Genomic DNA, 26,258 nt, shown 5'->3' with positions numbered 1-26,258 from the left:
TACAGGGATGATTATGCCAGATTCAGCAATAGTTACAAATATGCGAACATTAAATAATCAAGATTATAAAACGTTAGCCCTATCAGCATTAGGTGGTGCATTAGAATTTTATGATTTTATTATATTTGTCTTTTTTTCAATTACGATAAGCCATCTATTTTTTCCGGGTGATATGCCTGCATGGTTAAGTCAAGTTCAAACTTTTGGCATATTTGCTGCTGGTTATTTGATTCGTCCTTTTGGTGGTATTGTGATGGCTCACTTTGGTGATATGTTTGGTCGCAAAAGAATGTTTACACTTAGTATTCTATTAATGGCGTTACCAACATTATTTATTGGTTGTTTGCCTACTTATGCCAATATCGGTATTTTTGCACCATTATTACTCTTAATGATGCGATTATGCCAGGGGCTCGCAGTAGGTGGTGAAGTGCCTGGGGCGTGGACATTTGTTGCTGAACATGTACCTAAAAACAAAATTGGCCTAGCCTGTGGTATTTTAACTAGTGGTTTAAGTTTAGGTATTTTGCTGGGTTCATTAGTATCAACCATAATGAGTAAAAGTGTATCAATAGAACAAATGAATGATTGGGGCTGGCGAATTCCATTCATTATTGGTGGTATCTTTGGTTTAATTGCCATGTATCTTCGCCGTTGGTTAAAAGAGACACCTATTTTTCTAGAAATTCAAAAACGTAAGAATGAAGAATTATCTAAAAAATTACCTGTGATAACCGTTTTAACTCAGTATTTACCACAAACTATTTTATCAATGTTACTAACTTGGGTGTTATCTGCCGGTATTATGGTGATAATGTTAATGACTCCAATTTTATTACAAAAGCAATTTGGTTTTTCGGCAATTGACGCTTTACAAGGTAATATATTAGCTATCATTGGACTTATCATTAGTTGTACGTTTTATGGCATGATGATGGATAAATTTGCAATGGGCAAAGTGCTGGTTATTGGTTGTAGTATTGCTGCTATCATGATTGCTATATTTTATTTATCATTAGAAAACGCAAATCTTCTCTTTATTACTTATTTCTTAGCCGGTTTTAGTGTCGGAATTGTTGGCTCTTTTGCTTATTTTATGGTTAAGGTATTCCCAACTCAGGTTCGCTATAGTGGTGTATCTTTTTCATTTAATATGGCTTACGCTATTGCTGGTGGTTTAACCCCATTACTGATCTCATTTTTTAGTGATTTTGTTAGTAAAATGGCACCGGCCATTTATGTGGTTGGATTATTTGTATTAGGCGCATTAATCGGACTGTTCTTATTAGTTAATAACAATAGCCAAAAATATGTGGCAAAAGATATTGCTTAACTTCTGATAGGTAAAGAAAAATTTTGAGGAACAGTTTTTTTATGTTCCTCAAAAATCATATTTAGACCATTTCACTGATTCTTACCAAGCTCAACTGTTCGTATTACACCAGCTTTAACACTGCGCTGTAATCCTGCTGCGAAGTCACTGTTATTAAGTTCATACAAACTGTGTATACCCACCCCAGCAGGTGAATTATTTATATCGAGTAATTGTCTTGGATGTTTTTGACTCAATTGCAGCATTGAGGCTGCACCGTGCAAATTTTCAAGAGCAATTCGTTTGGCCATGTCTCGGGGTAAGCCCACTAAAACACCTGCATCAACAAGAGATTCGTAAAAATAATATATATAATTAGGTCCTGCAACCGCATAACCAGTAAAAATATCTAGTAGTGATTCATCAATATATTCTAGTTTCCCAAAGCTATTGAAAAATTGAGTAACAGATTTCTGTTTTGCAACTGCCTGCTCATTAACATCGGTAGCAATACCGGAATAACCAAAACCGGTATCGGTGAGTGTGTTGGGAATCGTTCTAATAACAGGGATATCGACTTTTAATGATGCTTTTATTTGCGCAATTGTGACTCCAGCAATAATTGAAATGATAATGGTATTTCTGTTATTAGTACCAAATTGTTGAACAATGTCACTCCACGAATCTTGAGGTCGCACCCCTAACACAATAATATCTGTATTGACTATTTTGCTAGTAGGTGTAACTCCATAAGTTAATTGTAAATAGTCTAAACGAGATTTAACAATATCGTTCACTAAGATATTTTCTGGCTCATACGCTTTATTTTTTATTAATGCTCTAATAATCGCTTCCGACATATGGCCACTGCCTATAAATAAAATTTTACTCATATTTATCGGTTCCTGTTTATAATTGGCTAAAAATCATAACAACACCATATGTTTCACTAGCTGGTACGACAATAGTGTTATTTTGTAAATCAAATTTTATTTTCCCACTCTCAAGGGCTTGTTGAGTTTGTGATAATGATTTGGTTGTAAAACCTAAAGCAACTTTACGATCTTGGTCATTGTTCGCTTTGCTTAAGGATGAGCCAAAAAGACGCTGTGTTGCGCTTGGTGTAAGGTAATCGATATATTTGTCATCCGCTTTTAGCCGAACGCCTCCGTCGACATCGATAATTTTTGCCGACGGAAATGTTTTTTCAAGTAACTTAATTGAGGAAAGGGGATTTTGAGCTTCAATGATAACTTGATTAATATTGATTACCCCATTTGGATGGTTTTGCCATTCTTTACGCCACACTAATTCTGGTGTTAATTGGTCACAAAAAAAGATTTGTCCATTTGGTGTATAAGTAGGATCAAGTCTGACAGTTTTGAAACAAGCATCAGCTAATGTGCCATCATTTAATTCGACTGGTCTATAAAAGGATCGCGGTTCTTCACCCTCAACTTTTATACCATTATTAACGAGTTGTTGATAAAGCTCATCGGCATTTGAGGTTTTAAAGACCAAGCCAGTTAGTCCATTAGCAAACCGCCAACTTTTATCAACTTTATTGGCATTTTGCGGTTCAAAACCTAAAAGTTCAAGATAGGTAGTCGAAAAAATGGCTAAATTGTTACTGGTGCCTAACGAATGGTGTCCTCGTGGGGTGATGGTAAAACCCAGCTTTTGATATTGAAAATTTGCTTTATTAAGCTGATCTGATACGGTGATTACAACATGATCAATTTGTGGGGTAAGTGTTGTCATTATATTCACTCCTTAAATATGAATAGCAGGGGACATATCAATTAGTCGAGGTGGATTCCAACCTTTTCCTGGTACCGCAGCCAATAAATTTTTGGTGTAAGGTTGCGATGGATTTAAAAAGACTTGTGATGCGATACCTTGCTCAACAATTTTGCCTGATTTCATTACCAGAATATGATCACAAATTTGTGCAGCAACTCGCAGATCATGGGTAATAAATAGCACTGTTAAGCCAAGTTTTTTACGTAATTCGCTTAATAGTTCCAGTACTTGTGCTTGTACTGAAACATCAAGTGCTGACACAGGTTCATCGGCAATCAATATTTTAGGTTCCAATGCGAGTGCTCGAGCAAGTCCTATTCGTTGTCGTTGTCCTCCTGAAAACTCATGAGGGTAACGGTTTAACGCTTCACTTTCTAAGCCAACCATGTTGAATAACTCTTTTGCTTTCTTTATTGCGTCTTGTTTGGTTATTCCGTGCAGTATTGGCCCAATAGTAACTTGGTCACCGACTTTTCGACGAGGATTTAATGATGCATAAGGATCTTGGAATACCATCTGGATATGACGTGCATAGTGTTTAAGTTTATTACCTTTTAAGTTACTAATATCTTCTTTTTCAAAGTGGATTTGACCACTATCTATTTCCAATAATTTAATGATACATCTGGCTAATGTTGATTTACCTGAACCACTCTCGCCAACAATTCCCAACGTACTACCTTTATGTAACTTAAAACTCACATCATTCACAGCATAGGTTGTGCGCCGATTTTTTTTGAAAAAACTACTTTTGTGATAAACCTTTGAAAGATTATTTACTTCTAGAATAATTTCCTTGTTAATAAGACGAACATCTCCTGGCGTAAGTGGTGGAACTGCAGCAATTAATCCTTGTGTATAATGATGGTTGGGATGATTTAATAGTTCCTCCGCAACGCCTTGCTCAACAATCTGTCCTTGTTGCATAACCGCAACGCGAGTTGCAATATCGGCGACTACACCAAAATCATGAGTAATAAATAAGACCGCTGTTCCTTTACGTGATTGTAATTCGCTAATCAGTTTTAAAATGCAAGCTTGAGTTGTAACATCTAAAGCAGTTGTTGGTTCATCGGCAATTAAAATAGCCGGTTCTAATGCTAAGGCCATGGCAATCATAGCTCGTTGACGTTGTCCTCCAGAAAGCTGGTGAGGATAAGCATTAGCAACCGATATAGGATTTGGCATTTGCACATCTGTTAACAAGGATATAACTTTCTGATTAATATCTTTTTTACTCAAATTAGTATGTATGGTAAACATTTCACTAATTTGGTTAGCGATGGTTTTTAATGGATTTAATGCTGTCATGGGATCTTGAAATACCATGCCGATATGCGCACCACGGATTTTACGCATTTGTTCGTCATTATAGGTGAGTAAATTATTGCCATCGAAATCGATTTCACCTTGAGAAGCCGTAACCCCATCAGGTAATAATCCCATGATTGCATTAGATAATAAAGATTTACCCGACCCACTTTCACCGACGATACATAGTATTTCATTAGCATAAAGATCTAGTGATACATCATTAACAGCATATTTTCGATCCGAACCTTGAGGTAAAGTTATGGTTAAATTTTTAATAGATAGTTTTTTTTGATTCATCTCTTTTTTAACCTCGGGTTGAGTGCATCATTTATTCCTTGTCCTACTAATGACGTCGATAAAACAGTTAATAATATTGCTATTCCCGGAATAGCTGAAACATACCATTGTTGACGTAATACCAGACGCCCATTCCCAACTAGATTTCCCCATGAGGAAATATTCGGATCAGAAAGATTTAAAAAGGCAAGTGCACTTTCCATTAATATCGAAGTAGATAAAATAACACTGGCATACATAATTACCGGTGGTAATGCATTAGGTAAGATTTCTTTAAACATAAGTCTAGTTGAACTCATACCAATAGTTTTACCAGCTTGGACAAATTCACGATTGCGTAATGATAAAAATTCGGCTCGAGTTAGTCTTGCAACAGGTGGCCAAGAAACCACGCCAATTGCAATCACTACAATATTTATGGTTGAACCAAATATCGCCACTGCAACTAACAAAAGTAAAAAATTTGGTAAAATTTGGAATGCTTCTGTCAGGCGCATAAGTATGTCATCAACCCATCGGCCATAGAACCCAGCGATGGCGCCAATGATCACCCCGATAACCATTGCTATCAATGTAGAGATAAGCCCAATAATAAGCGATACCTTAGCACCATGAAAAAGTTGTGCGGCAATATTGCGTCCAGCTTGATCGGTTCCTAGGATAAATTTAGGATTGGAAAATGGCCATTGTAAAGGACGGCCAGCTAAACGAAGTGGGTTACCCGGGAAAATCCAATCAGCAGTTAAGGCAATGATAATAATTAATACCAGTAAAATTGTGCCAATTCTAGCGATTGGACTGCGGAAATAATCTTTTAATATCGCCATTATTAATGTCCTGTAATTCGTGGATCAAGTTTGGCATAAAGCATATCGACAATAAAATTAATAAAAATAACTAATATTGCAGAAATAAATACTACGCCGAGTAACGTATTTAGATCTCGTTGTACAACAGAATCATAGGCTAGGCGGCCTAATCCTGGGATGGCAAAAATTGTCTCAATGACAACTGAACCACCTAACATGGTTCCAGCTTGTAAGCTGATTAAGGTTATCATTGGTAACATTGCATTACGTAAAACGTGATTGACTAATATTTTGCGACTGCTTAATCCTTTGGCTTTAGCCGTTTTAACAAAATCGAGAGTAGATACCTCAAGTAGGGATGCACGCATGATACGCAAATAGATTGCTAGATAAACTAAAGCTAAAGTTATTGTTGGTAGAATTAAATACCATGCAATATCAAGTATTGCTGAAAATCCAGTTAAGGATTGCTCTATACTGCCAAATCCACTAGGAGGTAACCAATTTAAATAAATTGAAAAGAAAACTATTCCCATTAATGCTAACCAAAAGGATGGAGTGGAATAAAAAATCAGTCCTAATATAGAAATCAAAGTATCAGGCCAACGATTGACTTTTTGGGCAGATAAAATGCCAAGAATTGTGCCACAGGTAAACGCTAATGACATTGCGCTGATCATTAATAATAATGTAGCAGGTAAGCGTTCTAAAATCATATGGCTTACCGGCTTGTTATAGATTGCAGATTGACCTAAATCTAAATGAACTAATCGCCATAAATAGTTTAGCAATCGAGAGCTTGTGGATTGATCTAGTTCATAATAATGACGCATTTCGTCAATTACACTCGATTCGGCGCCACCAATTTGGGCTAACAATGCATCGACTGTATCACCTGGTGCTAATTGCAATAACAAAAATAGTGTGATTAGAATGATAACCAATGCTGGTATAGTGGTTATCAGTCGTCTAAGTGCAAGAGTAAGTATATGCGTCATCATTTCACCTCAATTTAATGTTCTATCCATACATCAAACCAGCTACTTGATGGCCAACGTGCGGTATTGTGATGATTGTGTACTTTAGTATTCACTACCGAGATGAATTCTCGTTCAGTAGCAAACCACAGAGGCAGTTCAGCATTTATGATATCGACCAACTGAGTATAAAGCGCTTTACGTTTGGTTGGATCTATTTCAGTTGCAGCATTATCAATTAATTGGTCGACGGTATCAGATTTCCAACCATATTGATTGGTCCAAGGTGCACCATCAGTGCTACCTGAACGCAGCCAAACTGTTGTTGATACTGCAGGATCACCTCTATATTGATGCCAACCCGTTGCAATATCAAAATCGTGGAGTTTATAAACAGCATTTAAAGCACCTGCGGTATCGAGATTGACGATAACCACGTTAATACCAATTTCAGCTAAAGATTGTTGAATGAAAGTTGCAAAAAGTGGGACATCTTCACCATTATTGATATGTACTAATTTTAAAGTAAAACGATTACCATCAGATTTTCGTTTATAGCCGGCTTCATCTAATAATTGTTCGGCTTTCTCTCTATCAAAAGGGTAAACGATTTTACTGTTTATGGGATAAAAGGTATTTGATGAAGGAATAATTCCTGTTGCTGGTTTTCCAAAACCATATAAGAAATCTTCAGTAAAAAAAGAGATATCAAGCGATTGGACAATTGCTTTGCGAACATTTAAGTTAGCAATGATAGGATTACGGAAGTTGAATTCCAAAGTGTTATTAAAAATATTAGCTTGTGAGCCTTTAGTTAGTACTGCAAATTTTTCGTTTTGCTTGAATCGATTAATATCGGCAAGACTTAGTTTTGAGTAGGCACTTAAATCAATTTGTCCACTTTCTAATGCAGCAGATGCTGAAGAATTATCATCAATAATACGCCAAATTATCTTGTCTAAATAAGGATAACCTTTTCGCCAGTAGTCCGTATTACGTTCAACAATAATATGTTGGCCTCGCTGATATTCAACAAATTTAAAAGGTCCTGTCCCAATTGGTGCCGTATTATAAGGATTATTTAGGACGTCAGTTCCTTCATATAAATGTTTGGGTACCACATAGCCAAGATCGACAAGTGCTCTTAATAGTAAATCTAACGGCATTGGACGAGAATAATTGAAGACTACAGTATAGTCATCAGGGGTATCGACAGAAGTTAAATTAAGTTGCAATGCAGTTGAAAAATTTAATCTTTTCTTCCAAAATTCCAGCGCATTATATTTTACATCCTGTGATGTAAATGATTTGCCGTCGTGCCATTTAACGCCTTCACGTAATTTAAATGTTATTGTTTTTCCATCCGGCGATGATGTCCATGATGTAGCAAGGACGGGAATAATTTGCCCATTTTGATCAAGATCTACCAGTGATTCAACTACTTTTCCTGATACTTCATATACACCAGTTGAAGCGCGTAGAGCTGGATTGAGAATCCTTTGTTCACCTGAGTAATGAACAACTAGTGTTCCACCATATTGTGGTGTTTTTTCATCAGCCAGTGAATAAAATGGTAACAAAATTGAGAATAAACCTATAAAAAAAGTTTTTTTAATATTAAATAAATCCATGTGTGCTCCTTACAATAGTTGCTACCATATTTTGAATATTTCAAAGTATGAAAAATTTCTAGAATTCCACTATAAAAATTTTCAGGAAAGATGAGAAATGCCGATATCGAATATTTATATTACTTTTAGTTATATATTTAGATTATCTGTTTAATATATTTAATTTTTTTTACTATTGAATGCCGGTATCTGATTTGATTATTGAGATTTAGTCCCTATTTATATAGACATGAAAAATTAATTTTTATTTTTAGTTATAAATGTGAAATAGCGCATATTTTTTCTAAATAAATGGTTTAAAATGTAATCAATGATTTTTTAAAATTGTAATTATTCTAGGAGAAATAAATGAAAGCTGCAGTTATTAAACAAGAATGCGATGGTCAAGTCGAAATTAAAGACATTCCTGTTCGCCCATTAGAGGCTGGAGAAGCTTTAGTTGAGGTTGAGTATTGTGGGCTTTGTCATACTGATCTTCATGTCGCTGCTGGCGATTTCGGTAAAAAACCTGGTCGAGTAATTGGCCATGAAGGTGTGGGTATTGTGACTAAAATTGCACCTGATGTAAAAAGTCTGAAGGTTGGCGATCGTGTTAGTATTGCGTGGTTCCATGCAGGTTGTGGTACCTGTGAATATTGTATATCGGGTAACGAAACATTTTGCCGAAGTGCTTTAAACTCAGGTTATAGTGTCGATGGTGGTATGGCTGAACAATGTATCGTCAAAGCTGATTATGCGGTAAAAGTCCCCGATGGACTTGATCCAGCCCAAGCAACTAGTGTGACTTGTGCTGGGGTGACTACTTATAAAGGCATAAAAGTAGCCGATACTAAACCGGGTCAATGGTTGGCTGTATTTGGTATTGGTGGGCTTGGTACTTTGGCTATCGAATATGGTAAAAATGTTTTCAACAACAAAGTTGTAGCGATTAGTAACAGTGATAGTCAGCTAGAGTTGTGTAAGAAACTTGGCGCTGATTTAGTGGTTAATCCTAAAAAAGTGGCTGATGTTGGTGCTTACATAAAAGAACATACCGATGGTGGTGTGCATGGTGCGGTGGTCACTTCAGTTACTAAAACAGCATTTAATCAGGCTATTGGTTCTGTACGTCCATTAGGACGAGTTGTTGCATTGGGTCTACCTTCTGAAACAATGGATTTAAGTATTCCTAAGACAGTTCTAGATGGTATTCAAGTGCTCGGCTCATTAGTTGGTACTCGTGAAGATTTAGCGGAAGCATTTCGTTTTAGTGCTGAAGGTAAAGTTGTACCAATTGTAGAAAAACGTCCTCTTGAAGATATTAATGATATGATTGACGAAATGAAAGCAGGTAAAATTCGTGGTCGTATGGTTATTGATATGAAAATGAAGAAAAAATAGTAATTATTGCATCATTAACTTATTAAAAGTCAGCTTTATGCTGACTTTTTATTGACAATAACTTCTGATCTGGAAAGCTTTTTTTCTATTAAAATTAATCTTGCTTGTTTTTTATAAATAAAGTCCTATTATAGGCAAATTTTGCTTTATTGATCAGTTTAAGAGGTTATTTATGTCTGAACACAATTTAGAGAATAATTTGCGGAAAGATCTTGGTTTAGTTTCTGCATTATCACTCGTTGTTGGAATGGTTTTAGGCGCTGGTGCATTTATGAAACCACCTGCTGTATTGGAAGTCGCTGGCGATTATAATTTTGCTTTGTTAGCGTGGATTATTGGTGGAGTTTTTTCAATTTGTGGTGGTTTAACGTTATGTGAGCTAGGGGTTATGTTCCCGAAAACTGGGGGGATGCTGGTTTATTTAGAAAAAATTTATGGTGCTAAAGTTTCTCATTTATATGGTTGGATGATCACTGTACTTTTTGCTCCATCATTAGTTGGGGCTTTGGTTGGTTATTTTAGTTCTGTATTTTGTTTATTATTTGGGATCAATGATGCCTATCGTATGGCGGTAAGCGCTGGTGTTTTGGGGCTTATTGCATGCATTAATTCAATTGGTGTAAAACAGGCTGGATATCTACAAACGATTGCTACCTTTTGTAAGCTTGTTCCAATTTTGTTGCTAGCAATATTTGGATTATGGAAAGGTAATGGTCAAGTTGCATTATTTAGTGCTAGTGGACAAGGTATTGAAACTTACGCACCATTTGCAGTGGCAATATTGGCAACACTATTTGCTTATGATGGATGGGCGCAGGTTGCATCTGTTGCTGGTGAAATTCGTAATCCATCAAAAGTATTACCTAAAGCAATTATTCTCGGCATAATATTTTTAGTGATTGTTTATGCTTGTATCAATATTGCGTTATTTAAGATATTTCCGGTACAAGAAATGGTTATGCTTGGGCATGACGCTTCAGCAGTTGCTTCACAACGCATGTTTGGACGTTTAGGCGGTAATTTAGTTGCTGTTGGTATAATGGTTTCAATTCTTGGTGGTATTAATGGTTATATCATGACTTTATCTCGAACTATTTTTAGTATGGGAGAGCGAGGAACCATCATTGGCGCAAAATTTTTAAGTACTATTGATGACGATAGCCGTTCACCAGTGAATGCAATTATTATATTGGTTGTTTTTTCATTCCTTTATTCAACCCTGCTTGATGCTGATCGTTTATCTGAAATCTCGATGTTTTCTATTTGGGTTTTTTATCTATTAACATTTATTGGGGTAATTATCGCGAGGAAAAAATTTGCTGATATCCCAAGACCTTATAAAGTCATTGGTTACCCAGTTATTCCTCTTATCGCTATTTTAGGCGCTGGCTATGTTATATATGGTATGTTAATTCACCAAACAGTAAATGGGATTGCTTCAATTGTGTTAACTTTAATTGGTTTGCCTCTTTATTACTATTTTGATAATAAAAATAAACATATTGAACTTTCACTTGGTGAAGTAAAGAAATACAAATTTAAAACTAAGTATATGATTGCAATCTCATCTATAGTGGTTATTGTATTCTTAACATTATACGGTTACTTCGTCATCAACTAATTTTATATATTTAATAATCGTTATAAAAAACAATCTAAATCGTTTTTTATAACGATTAAACTAACTGAATAACTAAATTTTGTTCTTTTATTTTTTTTGTTACATTTTCAGGTAAAGCATTGTCGGTGATAATAACATCAAAAATATTTAATGGTAACACCGAAAAAGTTGCAATCTTCCCATATTTTGATGAATCGCTGACTAAAATCCGAGTACCGCTAGAATTGGCAATTACTTTTTTTACAACAATTTTATTTTCATCAGGTGTACTAAGACCTTGTAAACTCCATGAGGATGTAGATATAAAAGCCACATCAACGTAAACTTCAGATAACATGCGAGCAGCAAAATCCCCGACGCTAGAATAATTTTCACGACAAACTATACCACCTGTATGAATTATTTTGCAGCAACCATATTCAATTAAGAAATTAGCTATTACAAAGTCATTAGTAAATACAATTATATCGGAGCGATGAATAATTTGTTTCGCAATAGCTAATGTGGTTGTACCTGCATCTAAATAAATCGTTGAATTTTTAGCAATATATTGAGTTGCACATAAGCTTATCTTATTTTTTTGCTCTTCAAACATTTGTGACTTTTTGATGTGAGAAGGTTCGAAGGGTAACTTTTCAAGCGATTGGATTCCACCAGAAACAGATATAATTATACCTTTTTCTTCAAGTTTTTGGATATCTCGTCGAATAGTCATGTGTGAAACATTTAGTTTTTCAACTAGAAAATTTATGCTAATTACCCCTTTTTTGGCAACAAGATCAATAATTTTTTGTTGTCTTTCTGAAGGAATCATAATTATTTTGCCTTTCCATGAAATTTGATTATCTCAAAGTAATATTGGTATAGATTAACATTGAAAATTATTAATACGATAAACAATATAGTTATTTGTCTGCTACAAATTGGTAATGTTTATTAAGAATTATCAAAAATATACTGACTTTATTTTTTCTATTATTTTAACGTCACATTCCTAAATAATCATCATTTTTAATATTTTTGTTGTTTTTGTTAATTTATGTGAAATAGATCACACAAAGAAAATATATTGCATTGTATTTAACAAAAAATAACATATCATAACTTTAATTAACACTAATCATCAGTAAAAGGAATCATATATGAATAGTTCGATGTCAGTTTGTGTAATTGGGTTAGGTTCTATGGGAATGGGAGTAGCGACATCCTGCATAAAGGCTGGTTTTAAAACATATGGTGTAGATTTGAACCCAGATGCGCTTAAAGTTCTTAATGATGCCGGTGCTGTTAAGGCAGAAAAATCAGCAATTAGTTTTGCTAAAGAACTTGATGTGGTTATTTTGCTTGTTGTTAATGCTGAGCAAGTAAAACAAGTTTTATTTGGTGCTGATGGATTAGCACAACATTTAAAAGCTAATACCATTGTTATGGTGTCTTCAACAATTTCTGCAAAAGATGCAAAAGAAATCGATGAGAATCTTGCACAATATCAATTAATTATGCTTGATGCACCAGTATCTGGCGGTGCAGTTAAAGCAGCTAATGGAGAAATAACTATCATGGCTTCTGGTGCAAAAAGTACATTTAATCGTATTAAACCGGTACATGATGCTATTGCTGCGCATGTCTATAATATAGGTACAGAAATTGGATTAGGTTCAACTGTTAAAATTATTCATCAACTTTTAGCTGGTGTTCATATAGCAGCAGGAGCCGAAGCTATGGCGTTAGCTGCTCGTGCAAATATTCCTTTGGGAATTATGTATGAAGTTGTTACTAATGCTGCAGGTAATTCATGGATGTTTGAAAACCGTATGCAGCATGTTGTTGAAGGTGATTATACCCCAAAGTCAGCTGTTGATATTTTTGTTAAAGATCTTGGACTTGTTAATGATACCGCAAAAGCACTTAAATTCCCTTTACCATTAGCTAGCACAGCTCTGAACATGTTTACTCAAGCAAGTAATGCAGGGCATGGAAAAGAAGATGATAGTGCGGTTATTAAAGTATTTTCTGGAATTACTCTACCAGGTAAAGGAGTTTAATATGCAATTAGGTGTTATTGCAGATGATTTCACTGGTGCGACTGATATTGCTAGTTTTTTAGTAAATAATGGTATGTCGACTATTCAATTAACCAGTATTCCTAAACAACCTATTAATATAGATTGTAATATCCAAGCAGTTGTTATAAGCCTTAAATCACGTTCTTGTGCGGTAAATATTGCAGTAAAAGAATCTGTTGAAGCGTTGAGATGGTTAAAAGAACAAGGATGTTCTAAGTTTTATTTTAAATACTGTTCAACGTTTGATAGTACAGACAAAGGTAATATTGGCCCTGTTATTGATGCTTTGCTTGATGAATTAGAGGAATCATTTACTGTTATTTCCCCCTCACTGCCAATTAATGGGCGAACAGTATATCAAGGATATCTGTTTGTAATGGATAAACTTCTTTCAGATTCAGGAATGAAAAATCATCCCATTAATCCAATGACAGAGAGTAGTTTAATTAAATTAATTGAGAGGCAAGCTTCAGGAAAATGCGGTTTAATTCCTTATTGTGAAATGGAAAAAGGTGAAATAGCAATTAGAAAACAATTAACAAGATTGAAACAAGAAAATTATCGATATGTTGTATTAGATACATTAACTGATGAACACCTTGTTTCGCAAGGTAAAGCAGTTAAGGATTTAAAACTTGTTACAGGGGGATCTGGTTTAGCGATAGGTGTTGCTAAAAACTTCGCAAAAAGTGACGTTAATTCAAAACAAGCACAAATCTTAGGAAAACCACAAGGTCATAATAAGACGGTATTGTTATCTGGTTCATGTTCATTAATGACCAACAAACAAGTGGAATTTTATAAAACTGTTGCGCCAACTTACACATTAAATATTGAGAAATGTATCAATGAACCTGAAGATTATTGTCAAGTTGTGATTGATTGGACAAATAATCATCAACAACAAAAATATGCACCTTTAGTTTCTGCCACAACGGATATTGAGCAATTAAATGTTATTCAGCAAACATGGGGTGTCGAAAAGTCAAGTCAAGCGGTTGAATATTTTTTCAAACAGCTAGTCATCGCTTTAGAAAAGCAAGGATATGATAAGTATATTGTAGCGGGAGGTGAAACTTCAGGAGTAGTAGTACAAGCATTAAATGTTCATGGTTTTTATATTGGACCAACGATCGCACCAGGGGTTCCATGGGTTAGATCTATAAATAAGTCTATTTCATTGGCATTAAAATCGGGTAATTTTGGTGATGAATCTTTTTTTGTTACAGCTCAAGGAGATTTCTAAATGGCAGATCAACAAGCTAGACAAAATTTGATTGAAATTGCTTCTTCATTGTATCAAAGAGGATATGCAACTGGTTCTGCTGGTAATATATCATTACTGCTTGAGGATAATACGATTTTAGCTACACCAACCGGTGCATGTTTGGGACGTTTGCAGCCTAAAGAGTTATCTAAACTAACTTTATCTGGTGAACATATTGGCGGTAATAAACCTTCAAAAGAGGTTAAATTTCACTTGGGACTTTATCACAACAACCCTTCGTGTAAAGCGGTTGTACATTTGCATAGCTTATATTTAACCGCACTATCTTGTTTAAGTGATCTAAATTATCAAAATGCAATTAAACCATTTACCCCTTATGTAGTCATGCGAATGGGAGATGTGCCGGTTATTCCATATTACAAACCAGGTGATATTCAAATAGCAACGGAATTATCGAAATTAGCAGCTAATCATCAAGCATTTTTATTAGCTAACCATGGTGCGGTAACAATTGGTAATAGTTTACAAGATGCGACAAATAATTATGAAGAATTAGAGGAAACGGCGAAATTAATTTTTATTCTTAAAGACCGAAAAATTAAATATTTAACTGAAGATGAAATTAAAGAATTGAGGAAATAATTATGCCAACTACAAGATGTAAATTTGCAGCAAATCTCACTATGATGTTTAAAGAATTACCTTTCCTAGCACGTTTTAATGCAGCAGCTAAAGCTGGTTTTAAAGCCGTCGAATTCTTATCCCCTTATGAATACAGCAAAGAAGAGTTATTACATCAGTTACAAAAAAATAATTTAAAATTAGTTTTATTCAATAGTGCTATGGGGGATGTGACCAATGGTGAATGGGGATTGAATGGTATTCCTGGTCGTGAAAAGGAAGCTAGAGAAAATATCAATTTAGCACTAGATTATGCTATTACATTGCAATGTCAGACTGTTCATCTTATGGCTGCAGTTGTTCCACCAGGAGAGGACCGCGCTTTATATCAGCAAACTTTTATTGATAATATTCGTTATGCAGCGGATCTTTATAAAAAACATAATGTTTCAATAGTGTTAGAGGCATTAAGTCCTATTGTAAAGCCTAATTATTTATTCTCAAGTCAATTCCAAACTGATGAACTAGTTAAACTGATCAATCGCCCAAATGTATTTATTCAGTTTGATGTTTTCCATGCACAAAATGTCGATGGTAATCTAACACGATTATTTGAACAACTCAAAGATAAAATTAGACATATACAAATTGCATCAGTTCCTGATAGGCATGAACCCGATGAAGGTGAAATTGATTATGCGTATATATTTAACCTTTTCGAAAAATACCATTATTCGTACTGGATAGGTTGTGAATATAACCCAAGGTCTGATACTCAAGAGGGGCTAAGTTGGTTACAAAAATATAAGCATTGATGTTTATAAATTTATTTAAATGAGAGTCGGATTTCTCAAGCTAATTTAGTTCTGATAGGAGTAAAAAATGTCCATATCCTTATTACTCACCATTGCGGTGATCGGTATTCTATTGCTGCTAGTTTTGATTATAAAATTTAAAGTTCAACCTTTTATCGCATTGTTATTAGTCAGTTTATTTGTTGCACTAGCAACAGATATTCCCGTAGATAAAATTTGGTCAATAATGACCGCAGGCATGGGGGGATTATTAGGACATGTGGCACTAATTATTGGACTTGGTGCTATGTTAGGAAAATTGATTGAATATTCTGGTGGTACTTATTCTTTAGCACAGTATTTTACCAATAAATTGGGTAAGAAAAGAACCATTGTGGCTTTAAGTATTGCAGCTTTCTTTCTTGGTATTCCTGTATTTTTTGAGGTTGGATTTATTGTAATAATTCCTATTATTTATGGTTTTGCAAAAATTAATAATTTATCACCGGTAAAATTTGGTTTACCCGTATCTGGCGCTATGTTAACAGTTCATGTGGTGCTTTCACCGCATCCAGGACCGGTTGCTGCAATCGGTAATCTTAACGCTGATATCGGTTTGCAGACAATGATTGCGTTAATTATTTCAATTATTGTTGCTTGCCTTGGAGTTTATTATTCAAAATATCTTAACAGAAAAGAATATAAGATTGATGATGAAATCCGAAATGAAATGATGAATACAAAGCAGGCGGATAATACTAAATCAGCTCCTCATGCTTATACTATAGTTGCATTGATAGTGACACCAATTTTACTCATCATGGTAGGAACCATGGGGAGTTACTTAGTTGATAATGTTGTATTGAGAAATTATCTTAGTCTTATTGGCGCACCTGGTATTGCCTTATTGTTTGCTATTTTCTTAGCATGTTTTTTTATAGGACGTCAACAAAAATGGTCTATTAAACAATGTAGTGATCTTATGGAACACTCTTTACCAAGTATTGCAACTATTATTTTTGTAATCGGCGGTGGTGGAATTTTTGGTAAAGTATTGATTGAATCCGGTATTGGTAAATCTTTAGCGGATGCCTTGTATATGATTCATTTACCGCTGATTCCAGCTGCATTTCTTATTTCATTAGCATTGAGAGCATCACAAGGTTCAGCAACCGTTGCTATTATTACAACTAGTAGTTTATTGGCAGAATCAACTGCTGGATTAAATCAAATTCAAATTGTATTGATAACTATATCAACTTGTTTTGGTGGGTTAGGGTTATCCCATGTTAATGATGCAGGTTTTTGGGTTGTGACGAAATATCTTGGCCTTTCTGTATCAGATGGTCTTAAGACATGGACAGTATTAACCACTTTATTAGGGGTAACAGGCTTTATTTGTACATGGTTGCTTTGGTTTATAGTCTAATAAATTTAGATGAATCGTTAACAATAAATAGAATTAACTTTCTCTATTTTAATAAAACCGACTGAATGAGGTCGGTTTTTTTATAACCAAATAATTAAACCTAATTAGCAATCAAACCATAAATATTTTGGTCGTGAAAAGTTCCATTAATATATTCAGCTTGTTTTAGGGTTCCTTCGTAACTAAAACCACAACGTTTGGCTATAGCATTACTTTTCTCGTTATTAACTGCGCATTTAATGACAAATCGTCTAATTATTTTTTGCATAGCGTAATGCTTTATTAATGCATTGATTGCGACGGTCATAATTCCATTGCCCTGTTTTGAGCTATCTAGCCAATAACCGATATAAGCTGTTTTATTATTTTTATCAATCTGATTAAAAGATAGTAATCCAATAGCTTGACCTTTTAATAAAATGACATAGGTTTTGCTTTCATTCTGTTGATGTTTTAACCAACAAGAATCTAAAAACAGCGCTGTATCCGTTTGGTTTTTCACAAATTTAGGCCATGCCATAAATTGACTAAAGTACTCTCTATTGTTAGTGATAATGTTATAAATATCTGATGCATATTGATTATTTGCTGGTGCTAAACCAAGATGTTTATCAACATCAATCATATCTTTTTGATTATTTGTCATTATTAACTTTTTTAAAATACCGAACGAAGTTATTTAAACATTTTAAACAAATTATGTTGTCATGTATATTAAATAAACTATGTTGTCGAAAGTTGATAGGATAAGTTGTAGTACGATGAAGTGGTATAAAATTGCCAGACTAGCAAGTCTGGCATCATATTATTACTTAATGAAAAGGTAAAAGTCTATTTTTCATTGTTACTTTTTTTAGGTTTTGTTAATGTATTATGTACAACTAACAAAGCAAAAATAGCGACAAAGATTCCCATAATAATATCTTTATTGAACCAATTTGCCATATTGCCCAGAATAATTCCTACACCACAAAAGTCTACATCAGAGAAAGTTGTGTTAGAAAAACCAAGTGACCCTAAAACTGGTAATAAAAGTACTGGTAAGAATGTAACTAATAAGCCATTGGCAAATGCACCAAGCATTGCTCCTCGACGGCCACCCATAGCATTACCAAACACCCCTGCAGTTGCACCACAGAAGAAATGAGGGACAACACCAGGTAAAATAAGCACAGCATTTAGTTGTCCTAATACAAATAATCCAACTAATCCACCAAGAAAACTAAATAAAAAGCCAATTAATACTGCATTTGGTGCATAAGGGAAAACAACCGGACAGTCTAAAGCTGGTTTTGCATTTGGCACTAATTTTTCTGAGAAGCCAGTAAATGCCGGAACAATTTCGGCTAAAATCAGTCTAACTCCTTGAAGGATAATGAATACACCTGCTGCAAATGTGATGGCTTCAATAATGGCATAAACTAAATAATTATCCCCCTTACTTAAGTTTTCTTGAATATAATCAGGGCCAGCAAATATCGCTAAAATTAAATAGATAATCATCATTGTTAATGAAATAGAGATTGAACTATCACGTAAAAAACTTAAGTTTTTCGGTAAATTCATTTCTTCAGTAGAACGAGAGCCTTTACCAAAAGCTGAACCAAGCCAACCCGCTAATACATAACCTAAGGTACCGAAATGACCGAATGCAACATCATCATTGCCAGTTATTTTTCGCATTTGTGGTTGGGCTAAAGCTGGGAAGAATGCCATGATCAAGCCGAGAACTAATGAACCAGTAAATACTAATTGCCAACCTTCAAATCCAGCAACGGTCAAAATAATACTGATCATACATGCCATATAAAAAGTATGATGGCCTGTTAGAAAAATATATTTTAAACATGTGAACCTAGCAACCATAATATTGGCCACCATGCCGAATGCCATAATTAATGCTGTTGCCGTACCATATTCATTTAAAGCCATTGAAACGATAGCTTCATTATTAGGGATGATACCTTGAAGTTTAAACGCTTCTTCAAACATTAATCCTAATGGAGTAATTGCGCTGATTAAAACTGTTGCACCACCACCTAATACTAAAAATCCTAAAATTGTTTTAACCGTTCCTTTAACTGTATCCGCAAATGATTTTCGTTGCGCTAATAGCCCAACCATGGCAATTAGACCAACGAGTATTGCTGGTACTTTTAAAATATCAACAACGAATTTAATTACTTCTTGAATCATAGCAATACCTCATAATTAGGCTTTATTAAAGTGCTCAACGAGTTTCTGTTCTAAATCGTTGATATCAATAATATTATTTAAAACCACTAATTTATCTTGTGGAATGCCAGAGCTTGCAGCTAGATCTTTAGTCATCACAAAAAGATCCGCTTGTTCTGGTGTGGCGGAGGCGAGATCTGCATGTGTTACTTCTGCATCAATGTTTAATTTTTTGAGTACTTTTTTGATATTCATTTCAACCATGAAGCTACTACCAAGCCCAGAACCACAAACTGCCATAATTTTCATATTATTTATCCTTCTATTAATTGATTTGAATTTAATAACGATCAATTACTGTTAAAATTTCATCGCTATTTTTAGCATTAAAAATTGAATTAACATCATCTGATTCAGCGAATAATGATGCTAACTGAGTTAACATTTCGATGTGACTAGTGCTATCACTAGCGGCCAGCAAAGTAATTAAATAAACAGGGTCATTTTCTTCTGAATTAAAATTAACGCCATTTTTAACTAATAGCATTGATAAACCTAAATTATTTACCCCTTGTTCGGGTCTGGCATGAGGCATTGCAATTCCCGGTGCTAATACATAGTAAGGACCAATAGATTCATGCAATTGAAAGATAGCATCAATATAGTTTGGTGTTATTGATTTGTTCTCTAATAATGGAGCAGCACAAAGCTTAATTGCTTCTTTCCAATCTTTCACCGAATCAACAATCTTTACAGTTTGACCCGTTAGCCATTGATTTAACATTTTACCTCCGAAAAACTGATTTATTATTTGTTAATATTACGATAATAGAAAATTAACACATTGGCTAACAATAATAATTTAAAAAGAACAAAAATGTGATAGCGCTATCATTTTTTCGTGAATAATTTTTCTATTTTGTGATTTAGATAGCATTTTTAATATATATTTGAAAAAAAATGGTCATAGCATAATATTATAATAATCTCATTATTTTGATTAAACATTTAAATTAATTAATTAACATATTGTAATTGTTAATGTTTTTAGGATTTGGAGTATACATTTAACTACTGGTTAGCTCTAGTTGAGATCGAATATGCAAGATACCAAAAAACGCAGAAGTACAGGTCAAACTACTTTATTTGATGTCGCTAAATATGCTGGTGTTGGTACGATGACTGTTTCACGAGCATTGCGAACGCCAGATAAGGTATCGGATAAACTGCGCCAAAAAATCCAATTAGCTGTTGAGACATTAGGCTATAAACCTAATATTGCAGCTAGCTTGCTAGCATCCGCTTCTGCCAATAAAGTTATTGCTGTTATTACTACAAAAATTTATGAAGATTCAACCCGCATAGCCCTTAATTCACTGCAAGCATATTTACTTAAAGAAGGTTATACCACAGTTATATTTGAATCTTATTATTTTTATAAACGAGAATCACAACTATTAGATACTCTCTATAGTAATAATCTTGAAGCGATATTACTTTTTTATATTGAACATGATGATTTTATTGAAAAAATATTAAACAATAAAACAATTCCTACTTTCAATATTGGTAAGCAGTATGATGAATTGGCTAATATACATATAGAAGTAGATGATAGTTTGGCAATGAGTATGTTGACGGAACAGGTAATAAAAAAAGGCTATCGCAATATTGGTTTACTTTGTGCTAACCACCAATGCCATGTTTTTCAACAGCGGTTACATGGTTGGCATAAAGCTATGTTAAACAATCACTTGCCAACCCATAGAATAATTAATCCTGCTAAACCAGCTAATTTTAGTACTGGTAGTGAATTACTGCCAGATATTTTATTGAATTGGCCTGAATTAGATGCGTTAGTTTGTACAACTGATGAGCTGGCATGTGGTGTGCTTTATGAATGTCAAAGACGGCATATTCGAGTTCCTTATCAATTAGCTGTTTGTGGATTTGGTAATAGTGAATTTAGTCAGGTAAGTATTCCAACGCTCACAACAGTTTCTCTACCTTCAAAGAAAAAAGGTGAGTATATTGGTAATTTATTATTGAATGAATTAACAGATAAAAGTGGTCATTCAAATTTTGAAATCTCAACTCTAACACCAAAAATTTGCTTAAGAGATAGTTTGTAATTTAACCAGAAAGTTAATTGTTTAAAGAAATACTCTAAGTTTGAATTAATCTAATAGCGACGTGAATAACAAGAACGACGAGAGCGAGGATTGACTCGTCTTTAATGCTCGTTCTTTGGTTCGTGGCCATAGCAACACTGTTTCGCAGTACTTGGCTAAATAAACGAAGTAATGCTTAGGCATAATCAAATGATAATAATTATCATTATACTTGATTGTGCTTTTTTTGAAGATTTTGTACACCAGAATTATCCAATTTCTATTTTAGAATGAGTTTTTAGCTCAATAAGAAAAGTAACAGTGAATAATAATCGATGAAAAATTCCTTTGTATTTTTGTGGGTACTTTTATATTTTATGGTGGATTTCTTTTGAAACTTATATTTGCAATTGGCTCATTTTATTTTGTTCAAACATTAATCGGTGGTATTGTCTTTCAAGCGATACCGGCCTGGCTACGCAGTCATCAGGTAGATTTGTACACTATTGGTTTAGTGTCACTTGCTATGATTCCTTGGACACTTCGAGTACTCTGGGCGGCTGGCGTTGAGCGTTATAGAGTCACTGCATCTGGGAAAATTCGCAGCAAACAAATTGTTATTGCAGGGCAAGTGGCGCTGGCAGTGATATTAATTGGCCTATCATTCTTACATGAAAATATGTTCATCACACTAATCTTACTATTAATTTTACTATCATTAGTTTGTTGCACGAGTGAGATTGCTTGTGATGCTTATATGATTGAGAATTTAAATTCAAAATCATACGGTATCGGTAATGGATTACGGATTGGATGTGGTTATTTAGGAATGGCAGTAGGCGGTGGCGGGTTAATCTATCTATTTGATAAATGGGGATGGCAATCCTCCTTACTTGTTTATAGTGCATTACTACTCTTTTTATTGCTACCTTTATTATTAGCGCCGAGTATCAATCAGCTTCCTGTTACAGAAAAAAGCTATCAGAGACCATCTCTCATTAAAACACTAAAGCAACCAATGATGCTAAAGGCGATTATTTTAGTCTTTTTCTTTGAGATTAGTGGTCGTTTAATTTCATCTATGCTATCTCCTTTTGTGATTGACGCCGGACTTTCTCTAGAGAATTTAGGCAAAGTAACCAGTTTTGGTGGTGCTGCTTGTGGGATGCTGGGCACTTTATCAGGTATGCTCTGTATCCGAATTATAGGCTATCGCTGGGCACTCTTATTGGCGACGTTATTTAAATGCTTGTCAATCAGTTGCTTTATCATATTAAGTCTTCAGCCTGATATAAATCCACTATGGCTTATTGTTAGCTATCTGTTTTTTAACTACACTTTTTCCGTGGGCTTAGTTTGTCTTTACTCATTCCTAACAACACAAGCGTCATTGAAGCAAGCTGGGTTAGATTTTACATTATTTCAATGCGGAGCAGCATTTGCTGCCGGATGTTCTGGTTATATCGGTGGTATCGTTGCTCATTATATGGGTTACGTTACACTCTTCAATCTTACTTTAGGCTGTGCTTTATTCGTACTTATTTTTTTGTATCGAAGCTCAATCTTAAAAGCAGTATAGATTTTGTATTAATTGCAACGATAAGCATGAGGTGTGACACCAAACACCTCAACAAATCGTCTGGAGAGATGTCCAGCACAGGTAAAGCCGCATCGAATAGCTATGTCACTGATGGTTAATGTGCTTTCATTCAGCAATTTTGTCACCTGTTGCAAACGATAGTTGATAATGTAGCGGTGTATACCAATATCGAACATCTTTTTAAAATCTCTATTTAATTTAGATTCACTTACTCCAATAACTTTAGCAATATCTTTTATGAGTATATGAGTTTGAAAGTTTTCGTGTATAAATGATTGTGCATTAATTACATTTTTGCGATCTCGACCTGTTAAGTTACTCTTAATAGGTTCTCCATCTGTCGATGAGGAGTATTTTAATTGCTCTAATGTTAACCATAGCGCGTTAAGGCTTAATCTCTGTATATTGAGTTGTGATAAAGCATCAGAAGATCTTCTGGCTGCTTGCAATCGTTGTGCTATATCTTTGAGCACTGGTGTAAGTGTTAGCCGCCAAATACAGAAATTTGGTGAAGAAAATTGCATATTAGCACGATAGCTATTTAGTGGACGTTCATTGAATATCTTTAATAGTTCGTCAGGACGGAATTGTAACAATATGATGTTATAGCAGTAATTAGCAGGAAAAAAATCGGTGCCATATATCGTATCGCGTGAATAAGAGAGATAGACTCTATTTGGTTGATAAGATACGACTGATTTAGAACCATGTATATGATGATGCACAGCCCCATTCAGCATAAACACGAGTGATAAATGCTTATCAACCTTTGTGTTATTTTGAATATCTTGTAGCGGAGCCATTTCTACGAAGCCAGCATTGAGCAATCCTTGTATATTAAACCATTCAGTGTTTTCAAAAAGTTGTTTGTCTTTTGTTACCCTTTTTGGGGTATTTTTACTATAGCGAATGGTTTTCATCATTTACCTCTTAATTTACAATCAAATGATAATAATTATCATTATACTTGATTATACTTTTTTTGAAGATTTTGTACACCAGCATTATCCAATTTCTATTTTAGAATGAGTTTTTGGCTCAAAAAGAAAAGTAACAGTGGATAATAATCGATGAAAAAAAAACTTGTATTTTTATGTGTATTAGGCTTGTTATATAATGAAGAATTGTTTGCAGATCAAATAACTAAACAAAGCGACCGAGAAACTGACTTTGATACTATTATTGTAACTGCAAGTAAACAATCGAATAAAGCAGCCTCTTCACGCAATGTATCTTCTAACACGATTTCCCAGGCTAAACTCGAAGCTGCGGGGGTAGATGATACTAAAAAACTCTCTCGGGTACTGCCTGGCTTGAATATACAAAACAGTGGTAATTTGCTATTTCCAGCAATATCACTAAGAGGTATCTCTTCTGCTCAGGATTTTTATTCGCCTGCAATCACATTTTATGTTGATGGTGTACCACAATTGTCGACTAATTTAGTCCAGTCTTTGATCGATGTAGAGCATGTCACCATGATGAAGGGCCCGCAGGCAACTCTTTATGGCCGCAGTGCACAGGGCGGTATAGTTAATATTAGCACTGCAAAGCCTAATAATATATTTCGTGGTTATATTGATAATGGTGTTGCTAGCCGAAAAGGTTACCATAGCCGTTTGAATCTCAGTGGTCCACTGGTAGAAGATTTATTTTATGGAAGCGTCACATTGTTGCGCCAATCACAACCAGGTGCATTCAATAATCCATCCACTGGTTCGCACAGATTGGGGGGATCAAATGAAAATACGGGTAATATTAAATTCAGGTTAGCGCCAATAACCGCACCTTGGGAAGTCAATTTTAGTGCAACAGAAGATAGAACTCACTCAACCCAGGATACGTATTTAGACTTTAAAAACACACACAGCCGCAAACTATTAACGTCTGCGGGTAGTTTAGATCCGCGTATGCATCGTCGTACACATAGTCAAACTCTAAATGGAAGTTATGATTTCGGCGATTGGTTACTGACTGCTAGTAGTGCCTGGCAACAACTGAAATATGAACGTCGTTTTCCTTATGGCCCTTACTCAGCTCAATCCTCGGAGCATTGGGATCAGAATACACAGGAAATTCGCGCTGCAACACAAGGCGATAACCGTTTATGGGATGGAGTATTTGGCTTATACCGACTGGATATTGATGAAAGCCGCCAAACGAGCACAACTGATTCCTCTGTTACTTCGCAATCATTAGCCATGTATATGGATGGAACTTTGCATGTTTCCCAATTTGATTTGGGAGCGGGTTTACGTGTTTCTCATGATAAAGCGAAGACGCATTATGGTAATAATAGTGCCTGGTCCGCCGGGAATAATAGTGATAACCAGGTATTAGGTCAGTTTTCAGTTGGTTATCTTTTAACACCTGATTGGCGTATCTATACGCGCGTCGCACAAGGATATAAGGCTGCTGGCTTTACTATTACACCACAAGCCGGTACTCGAGCGGAGCCTTTTTCTGCTGAAAAATCGATTAACTATGAAATTGGTTCACGCTATGAAATCGACGATTTTCAGCTTCAAAGTGCTGTCTACTATACCCATACTAAGAATATGCAGCTTTACTCAGGTCCGATGGGTTTTCAAACATTGCAAAATGCGGGTAGTGCAAATGCATTTGGTATTGAGGCTGATGCAAAATGGTTGTTTGCACCCGGCTGGGCTGCAACATTAAATGGCAATTTAGCCCACTCTAAGTTTGCCAGTAATGTAACTGCGGATGATTATGCTAATAATCGAGTACCTTTTATTCCTAAATATGGCGCTGGGTTTAGCGTAGATGGCTTAGTTGGAACGTCAATAGGTACAGTAATGCCTAGAATAGCTGTGAATGTGACTGGCCCTCTTTACTTTGATGGTAGCAATCAACTACGCCAAGGTAGTTATAGTACAACTGATATTAGTCTTGGCTGGCAAGCCAATGAAAGGATTACTGTGTCCGGTTATATCAACAATATTTTTGATAGACGCTACCGCACATACGGTTATGCCCGTGGTAATAATGCTTTTGCTCAGTTCAACGAAGGCTTAACTGCTGGCGTTAACATAAAAGTTGACTTATTTTAAGTTTGGCTCATATAAGTTC

At 35.0% G+C, this 26,258-nt stretch carries 23 protein-coding genes; 11 read left to right on the top strand and 12 right to left on the bottom strand.

The features are described from left to right. The first annotated feature begins 13 nt into the window (after positions 1 to 13). On the top strand, positions 14 to 1,333 hold the full coding sequence (locus H3T80_RS08755) for an MFS transporter (RefSeq protein ID WP_198201433.1): 1,320 nt from the start codon (positions 14 to 16) through the stop codon (positions 1,331 to 1,333). Between the two features lie 71 nt (positions 1,334 to 1,404). On the opposite strand, the gene H3T80_RS08750 is transcribed toward H3T80_RS08755, so the two are convergent. The 6 genes from H3T80_RS08750 to H3T80_RS08725 are packed head-to-tail and all read right to left on the bottom strand — an operon-like array spanning position 1,405 to position 8,143. Beyond that, positions 1,405 to 2,205 carry a pyrroline-5-carboxylate reductase gene (locus H3T80_RS08750; protein ID WP_198201432.1) on the bottom strand — a complete coding sequence of 267 codons (801 nt, stop codon included), beginning with the start codon at positions 2,203 to 2,205 and terminating at the stop codon, positions 1,405 to 1,407. Between the two features lie 16 nt (positions 2,206 to 2,221). After that, positions 2,222 to 3,073, bottom strand: a complete 852-nt coding sequence (locus H3T80_RS08745; RefSeq protein ID WP_198201431.1) for a VOC family protein — start codon at positions 3,071 to 3,073, stop codon at positions 2,222 to 2,224. Positions 3,074 to 3,085: 12 nt separating this feature from the next. Beyond that, positions 3,086 to 4,726 (bottom strand): ABC transporter ATP-binding protein, encoded by a 1,641-nt coding sequence (locus tag H3T80_RS08740; protein ID WP_198201430.1) that lies wholly within the window; start codon positions 4,724 to 4,726, stop codon positions 3,086 to 3,088. After that, the gene (locus H3T80_RS08735) at positions 4,723 to 5,553 is read right to left on the bottom strand and encodes an ABC transporter permease (protein ID WP_110448695.1); all 831 of its coding nucleotides are present in this window, start codon (positions 5,551 to 5,553) and stop codon (positions 4,723 to 4,725) included. Before H3T80_RS08735 ends, H3T80_RS08740 begins: the two co-directional genes overlap by 4 nt. 2 nt (positions 5,554 to 5,555) lie before the next feature. After that, a complete protein-coding gene (locus tag H3T80_RS08730) occupies positions 5,556 to 6,533 on the bottom strand; it encodes an ABC transporter permease (RefSeq protein ID WP_198201429.1) in 978 nt (325 codons plus the stop codon). Between the two features lie 14 nt (positions 6,534 to 6,547). After that, the gene (locus H3T80_RS08725; RefSeq protein WP_198201428.1) at positions 6,548 to 8,143 is read right to left on the bottom strand and encodes an ABC transporter substrate-binding protein; all 1,596 of its coding nucleotides are present in this window, start codon (positions 8,141 to 8,143) and stop codon (positions 6,548 to 6,550) included. Positions 8,144 to 8,491: 348 nt separating this feature from the next. Here H3T80_RS08725 and adhP point away from each other — a divergent pair, with 348 nt between their 5' ends. Together adhP and H3T80_RS08715 are read left to right on the top strand one after the other, a co-directional pair. Continuing rightward, positions 8,492 to 9,523 (top strand): alcohol dehydrogenase AdhP, encoded by a 1,032-nt coding sequence (adhP, locus tag H3T80_RS08720; protein ID WP_198201427.1) that lies wholly within the window; start codon positions 8,492 to 8,494, stop codon positions 9,521 to 9,523. A gap of 172 nt (positions 9,524 to 9,695) precedes the next feature. Further along, a complete protein-coding gene (locus tag H3T80_RS08715) occupies positions 9,696 to 11,144 on the top strand; it encodes an APC family permease (protein ID WP_198201426.1) in 1,449 nt (482 codons plus the stop codon). A gap of 55 nt (positions 11,145 to 11,199) precedes the next feature. Here the strand turns inward: H3T80_RS08715 and H3T80_RS08710 are convergent, their stop codons facing one another. Next, complete coding sequence (locus tag H3T80_RS08710) at positions 11,200 to 11,958, bottom strand: DeoR/GlpR family DNA-binding transcription regulator (protein WP_198201425.1); 759 nt, start codon at positions 11,956 to 11,958, stop codon at positions 11,200 to 11,202. Between the two features lie 328 nt (positions 11,959 to 12,286). Between H3T80_RS08710 and ltnD the strand changes: the two genes are divergently transcribed. From ltnD to H3T80_RS08685, 5 genes are all read left to right on the top strand, one after another. Continuing rightward, positions 12,287 to 13,189, top strand: coding sequence for an L-threonate dehydrogenase (gene ltnD / locus H3T80_RS08705; RefSeq protein WP_198201424.1), 903 nt, complete (start codon positions 12,287 to 12,289; stop codon positions 13,187 to 13,189). A gap of 1 nt (position 13,190) precedes the next feature. Next, positions 13,191 to 14,456 carry a 3-oxo-tetronate kinase gene (otnK, locus tag H3T80_RS08700; RefSeq protein ID WP_198201423.1) on the top strand — a complete coding sequence of 422 codons (1,266 nt, stop codon included), beginning with the start codon at positions 13,191 to 13,193 and terminating at the stop codon, positions 14,454 to 14,456. Next, positions 14,457 to 15,080 (top strand): aldolase, encoded by a 624-nt coding sequence (locus H3T80_RS08695; protein ID WP_198201422.1) that lies wholly within the window; start codon positions 14,457 to 14,459, stop codon positions 15,078 to 15,080. It begins immediately after the preceding gene. Between the two features lie 2 nt (positions 15,081 to 15,082). Next, complete coding sequence (gene otnI / locus H3T80_RS08690) at positions 15,083 to 15,874, top strand: 2-oxo-tetronate isomerase (RefSeq protein WP_198201421.1); 792 nt, start codon at positions 15,083 to 15,085, stop codon at positions 15,872 to 15,874. Between the two features lie 67 nt (positions 15,875 to 15,941). Beyond that, positions 15,942 to 17,282, top strand: a complete 1,341-nt coding sequence (locus H3T80_RS08685; RefSeq protein ID WP_198201420.1) for a GntP family transporter — start codon at positions 15,942 to 15,944, stop codon at positions 17,280 to 17,282. A gap of 100 nt (positions 17,283 to 17,382) precedes the next feature. Here the strand turns inward: H3T80_RS08685 and rimL are convergent, their stop codons facing one another. The 4 genes from rimL to H3T80_RS08665 all read right to left on the bottom strand — a co-directional run bounded on the left by rimL (position 17,383) and on the right by H3T80_RS08665 (position 20,241). Continuing rightward, the gene (rimL, locus tag H3T80_RS08680) at positions 17,383 to 17,928 is read right to left on the bottom strand and encodes a 50S ribosomal protein L7/L12-serine acetyltransferase (RefSeq protein ID WP_198201419.1); all 546 of its coding nucleotides are present in this window, start codon (positions 17,926 to 17,928) and stop codon (positions 17,383 to 17,385) included. 185 nt (positions 17,929 to 18,113) lie between these two features. Further along, complete coding sequence (locus tag H3T80_RS08675) at positions 18,114 to 19,478, bottom strand: PTS ascorbate transporter subunit IIC (RefSeq protein WP_110448701.1); 1,365 nt, start codon at positions 19,476 to 19,478, stop codon at positions 18,114 to 18,116. 15 nt (positions 19,479 to 19,493) lie between these two features. Next, on the bottom strand, positions 19,494 to 19,766 hold the full coding sequence (locus H3T80_RS08670; RefSeq protein ID WP_034900870.1) for a PTS sugar transporter subunit IIB: 273 nt from the start codon (positions 19,764 to 19,766) through the stop codon (positions 19,494 to 19,496). Positions 19,767 to 19,797: 31 nt separating this feature from the next. Then, positions 19,798 to 20,241 (bottom strand): PTS sugar transporter subunit IIA, encoded by a 444-nt coding sequence (locus H3T80_RS08665; RefSeq protein ID WP_198201418.1) that lies wholly within the window; start codon positions 20,239 to 20,241, stop codon positions 19,798 to 19,800. A 316-nt stretch (positions 20,242 to 20,557) separates the two neighbouring features. Between H3T80_RS08665 and H3T80_RS08660 the strand changes: the two genes are divergently transcribed. Together H3T80_RS08660 and H3T80_RS08655 are read left to right on the top strand one after the other, a co-directional pair. Then, complete coding sequence (locus H3T80_RS08660; protein ID WP_198201417.1) at positions 20,558 to 21,589, top strand: LacI family DNA-binding transcriptional regulator; 1,032 nt, start codon at positions 20,558 to 20,560, stop codon at positions 21,587 to 21,589. Between the two features lie 370 nt (positions 21,590 to 21,959). After that, positions 21,960 to 23,147 (top strand): MFS transporter, encoded by a 1,188-nt coding sequence (locus tag H3T80_RS08655; RefSeq protein WP_198201416.1) that lies wholly within the window; start codon positions 21,960 to 21,962, stop codon positions 23,145 to 23,147. Between the two features lie 8 nt (positions 23,148 to 23,155). Here the strand turns inward: H3T80_RS08655 and H3T80_RS08650 are convergent, their stop codons facing one another. Beyond that, entirely contained in the window at positions 23,156 to 24,088 is a 933-nt protein-coding gene (locus H3T80_RS08650) for an AraC family transcriptional regulator (RefSeq protein WP_198201415.1), read from the bottom strand. Positions 24,089 to 24,238: 150 nt separating this feature from the next. Here H3T80_RS08650 and H3T80_RS08645 point away from each other — a divergent pair, with 150 nt between their 5' ends. Continuing rightward, the gene (locus H3T80_RS08645) at positions 24,239 to 26,239 is read left to right on the top strand and encodes a TonB-dependent receptor (protein WP_198201414.1); all 2,001 of its coding nucleotides are present in this window, start codon (positions 24,239 to 24,241) and stop codon (positions 26,237 to 26,239) included. Positions 26,240 to 26,258 lie beyond the last annotated feature (19 nt).

Source organism: Gilliamella sp. W8145 (genome assembly GCF_016101145.1).
Classification (GTDB): Bacteria; Pseudomonadota; Gammaproteobacteria; order Enterobacterales; family Orbaceae; genus Gilliamella; species Gilliamella apis_A.
Note: the sequence above shows the minus strand (reverse complement) of the source record. Positions and strands in the feature narration are given on the sequence as shown.

What these genes read in the sequence shown, in the direction of transcription:
- H3T80_RS08755 (WP_198201433.1), top strand. Translation starts at nt 14, where the DNA reads ATGCCAGATTCAGCAATAGTTACAAATATGCGAACATTAAATAATCAA.
- H3T80_RS08750 (WP_198201432.1), bottom strand. Translation starts at nt 2,205, where the DNA reads ATGAGTAAAATTTTATTTATAGGCAGTGGCCATATGTCGGAAGCGATT.
- H3T80_RS08745 (WP_198201431.1), bottom strand. Translation starts at nt 3,073, where the DNA reads ATGACAACACTTACCCCACAAATTGATCATGTTGTAATCACCGTATCA.
- H3T80_RS08740 (WP_198201430.1), bottom strand. Translation starts at nt 4,726, where the DNA reads ATGAATCAAAAAAAACTATCTATTAAAAATTTAACCATAACTTTACCT.
- H3T80_RS08735 (WP_110448695.1), bottom strand. Translation starts at nt 5,553, where the DNA reads ATGGCGATATTAAAAGATTATTTCCGCAGTCCAATCGCTAGAATTGGC.
- H3T80_RS08730 (WP_198201429.1), bottom strand. Translation starts at nt 6,533, where the DNA reads ATGACGCATATACTTACTCTTGCACTTAGACGACTGATAACCACTATA.
- H3T80_RS08725 (WP_198201428.1), bottom strand. Translation starts at nt 8,143, where the DNA reads ATGGATTTATTTAATATTAAAAAAACTTTTTTTATAGGTTTATTCTCA.
- adhP (WP_198201427.1), top strand. Translation starts at nt 8,492, where the DNA reads ATGAAAGCTGCAGTTATTAAACAAGAATGCGATGGTCAAGTCGAAATT.
- H3T80_RS08715 (WP_198201426.1), top strand. Translation starts at nt 9,696, where the DNA reads ATGTCTGAACACAATTTAGAGAATAATTTGCGGAAAGATCTTGGTTTA.
- H3T80_RS08710 (WP_198201425.1), bottom strand. Translation starts at nt 11,958, where the DNA reads ATGATTCCTTCAGAAAGACAACAAAAAATTATTGATCTTGTTGCCAAA.
- ltnD (WP_198201424.1), top strand. Translation starts at nt 12,287, where the DNA reads ATGAATAGTTCGATGTCAGTTTGTGTAATTGGGTTAGGTTCTATGGGA.
- otnK (WP_198201423.1), top strand. Translation starts at nt 13,191, where the DNA reads ATGCAATTAGGTGTTATTGCAGATGATTTCACTGGTGCGACTGATATT.
- H3T80_RS08695 (WP_198201422.1), top strand. Translation starts at nt 14,457, where the DNA reads ATGGCAGATCAACAAGCTAGACAAAATTTGATTGAAATTGCTTCTTCA.
- otnI (WP_198201421.1), top strand. Translation starts at nt 15,083, where the DNA reads ATGCCAACTACAAGATGTAAATTTGCAGCAAATCTCACTATGATGTTT.
- H3T80_RS08685 (WP_198201420.1), top strand. Translation starts at nt 15,942, where the DNA reads ATGTCCATATCCTTATTACTCACCATTGCGGTGATCGGTATTCTATTG.
- rimL (WP_198201419.1), bottom strand. Translation starts at nt 17,928, where the DNA reads ATGACAAATAATCAAAAAGATATGATTGATGTTGATAAACATCTTGGT.
- H3T80_RS08675 (WP_110448701.1), bottom strand. Translation starts at nt 19,478, where the DNA reads ATGATTCAAGAAGTAATTAAATTCGTTGTTGATATTTTAAAAGTACCA.
- H3T80_RS08670 (WP_034900870.1), bottom strand. Translation starts at nt 19,766, where the DNA reads ATGAAAATTATGGCAGTTTGTGGTTCTGGGCTTGGTAGTAGCTTCATG.
- H3T80_RS08665 (WP_198201418.1), bottom strand. Translation starts at nt 20,241, where the DNA reads ATGTTAAATCAATGGCTAACGGGTCAAACTGTAAAGATTGTTGATTCG.
- H3T80_RS08660 (WP_198201417.1), top strand. Translation starts at nt 20,558, where the DNA reads ATGCAAGATACCAAAAAACGCAGAAGTACAGGTCAAACTACTTTATTT.
- H3T80_RS08650 (WP_198201415.1), bottom strand. Translation starts at nt 24,088, where the DNA reads ATGAAAACCATTCGCTATAGTAAAAATACCCCAAAAAGGGTAACAAAA.
- H3T80_RS08645 (WP_198201414.1), top strand. Translation starts at nt 24,239, where the DNA reads ATGAAAAAAAAACTTGTATTTTTATGTGTATTAGGCTTGTTATATAAT.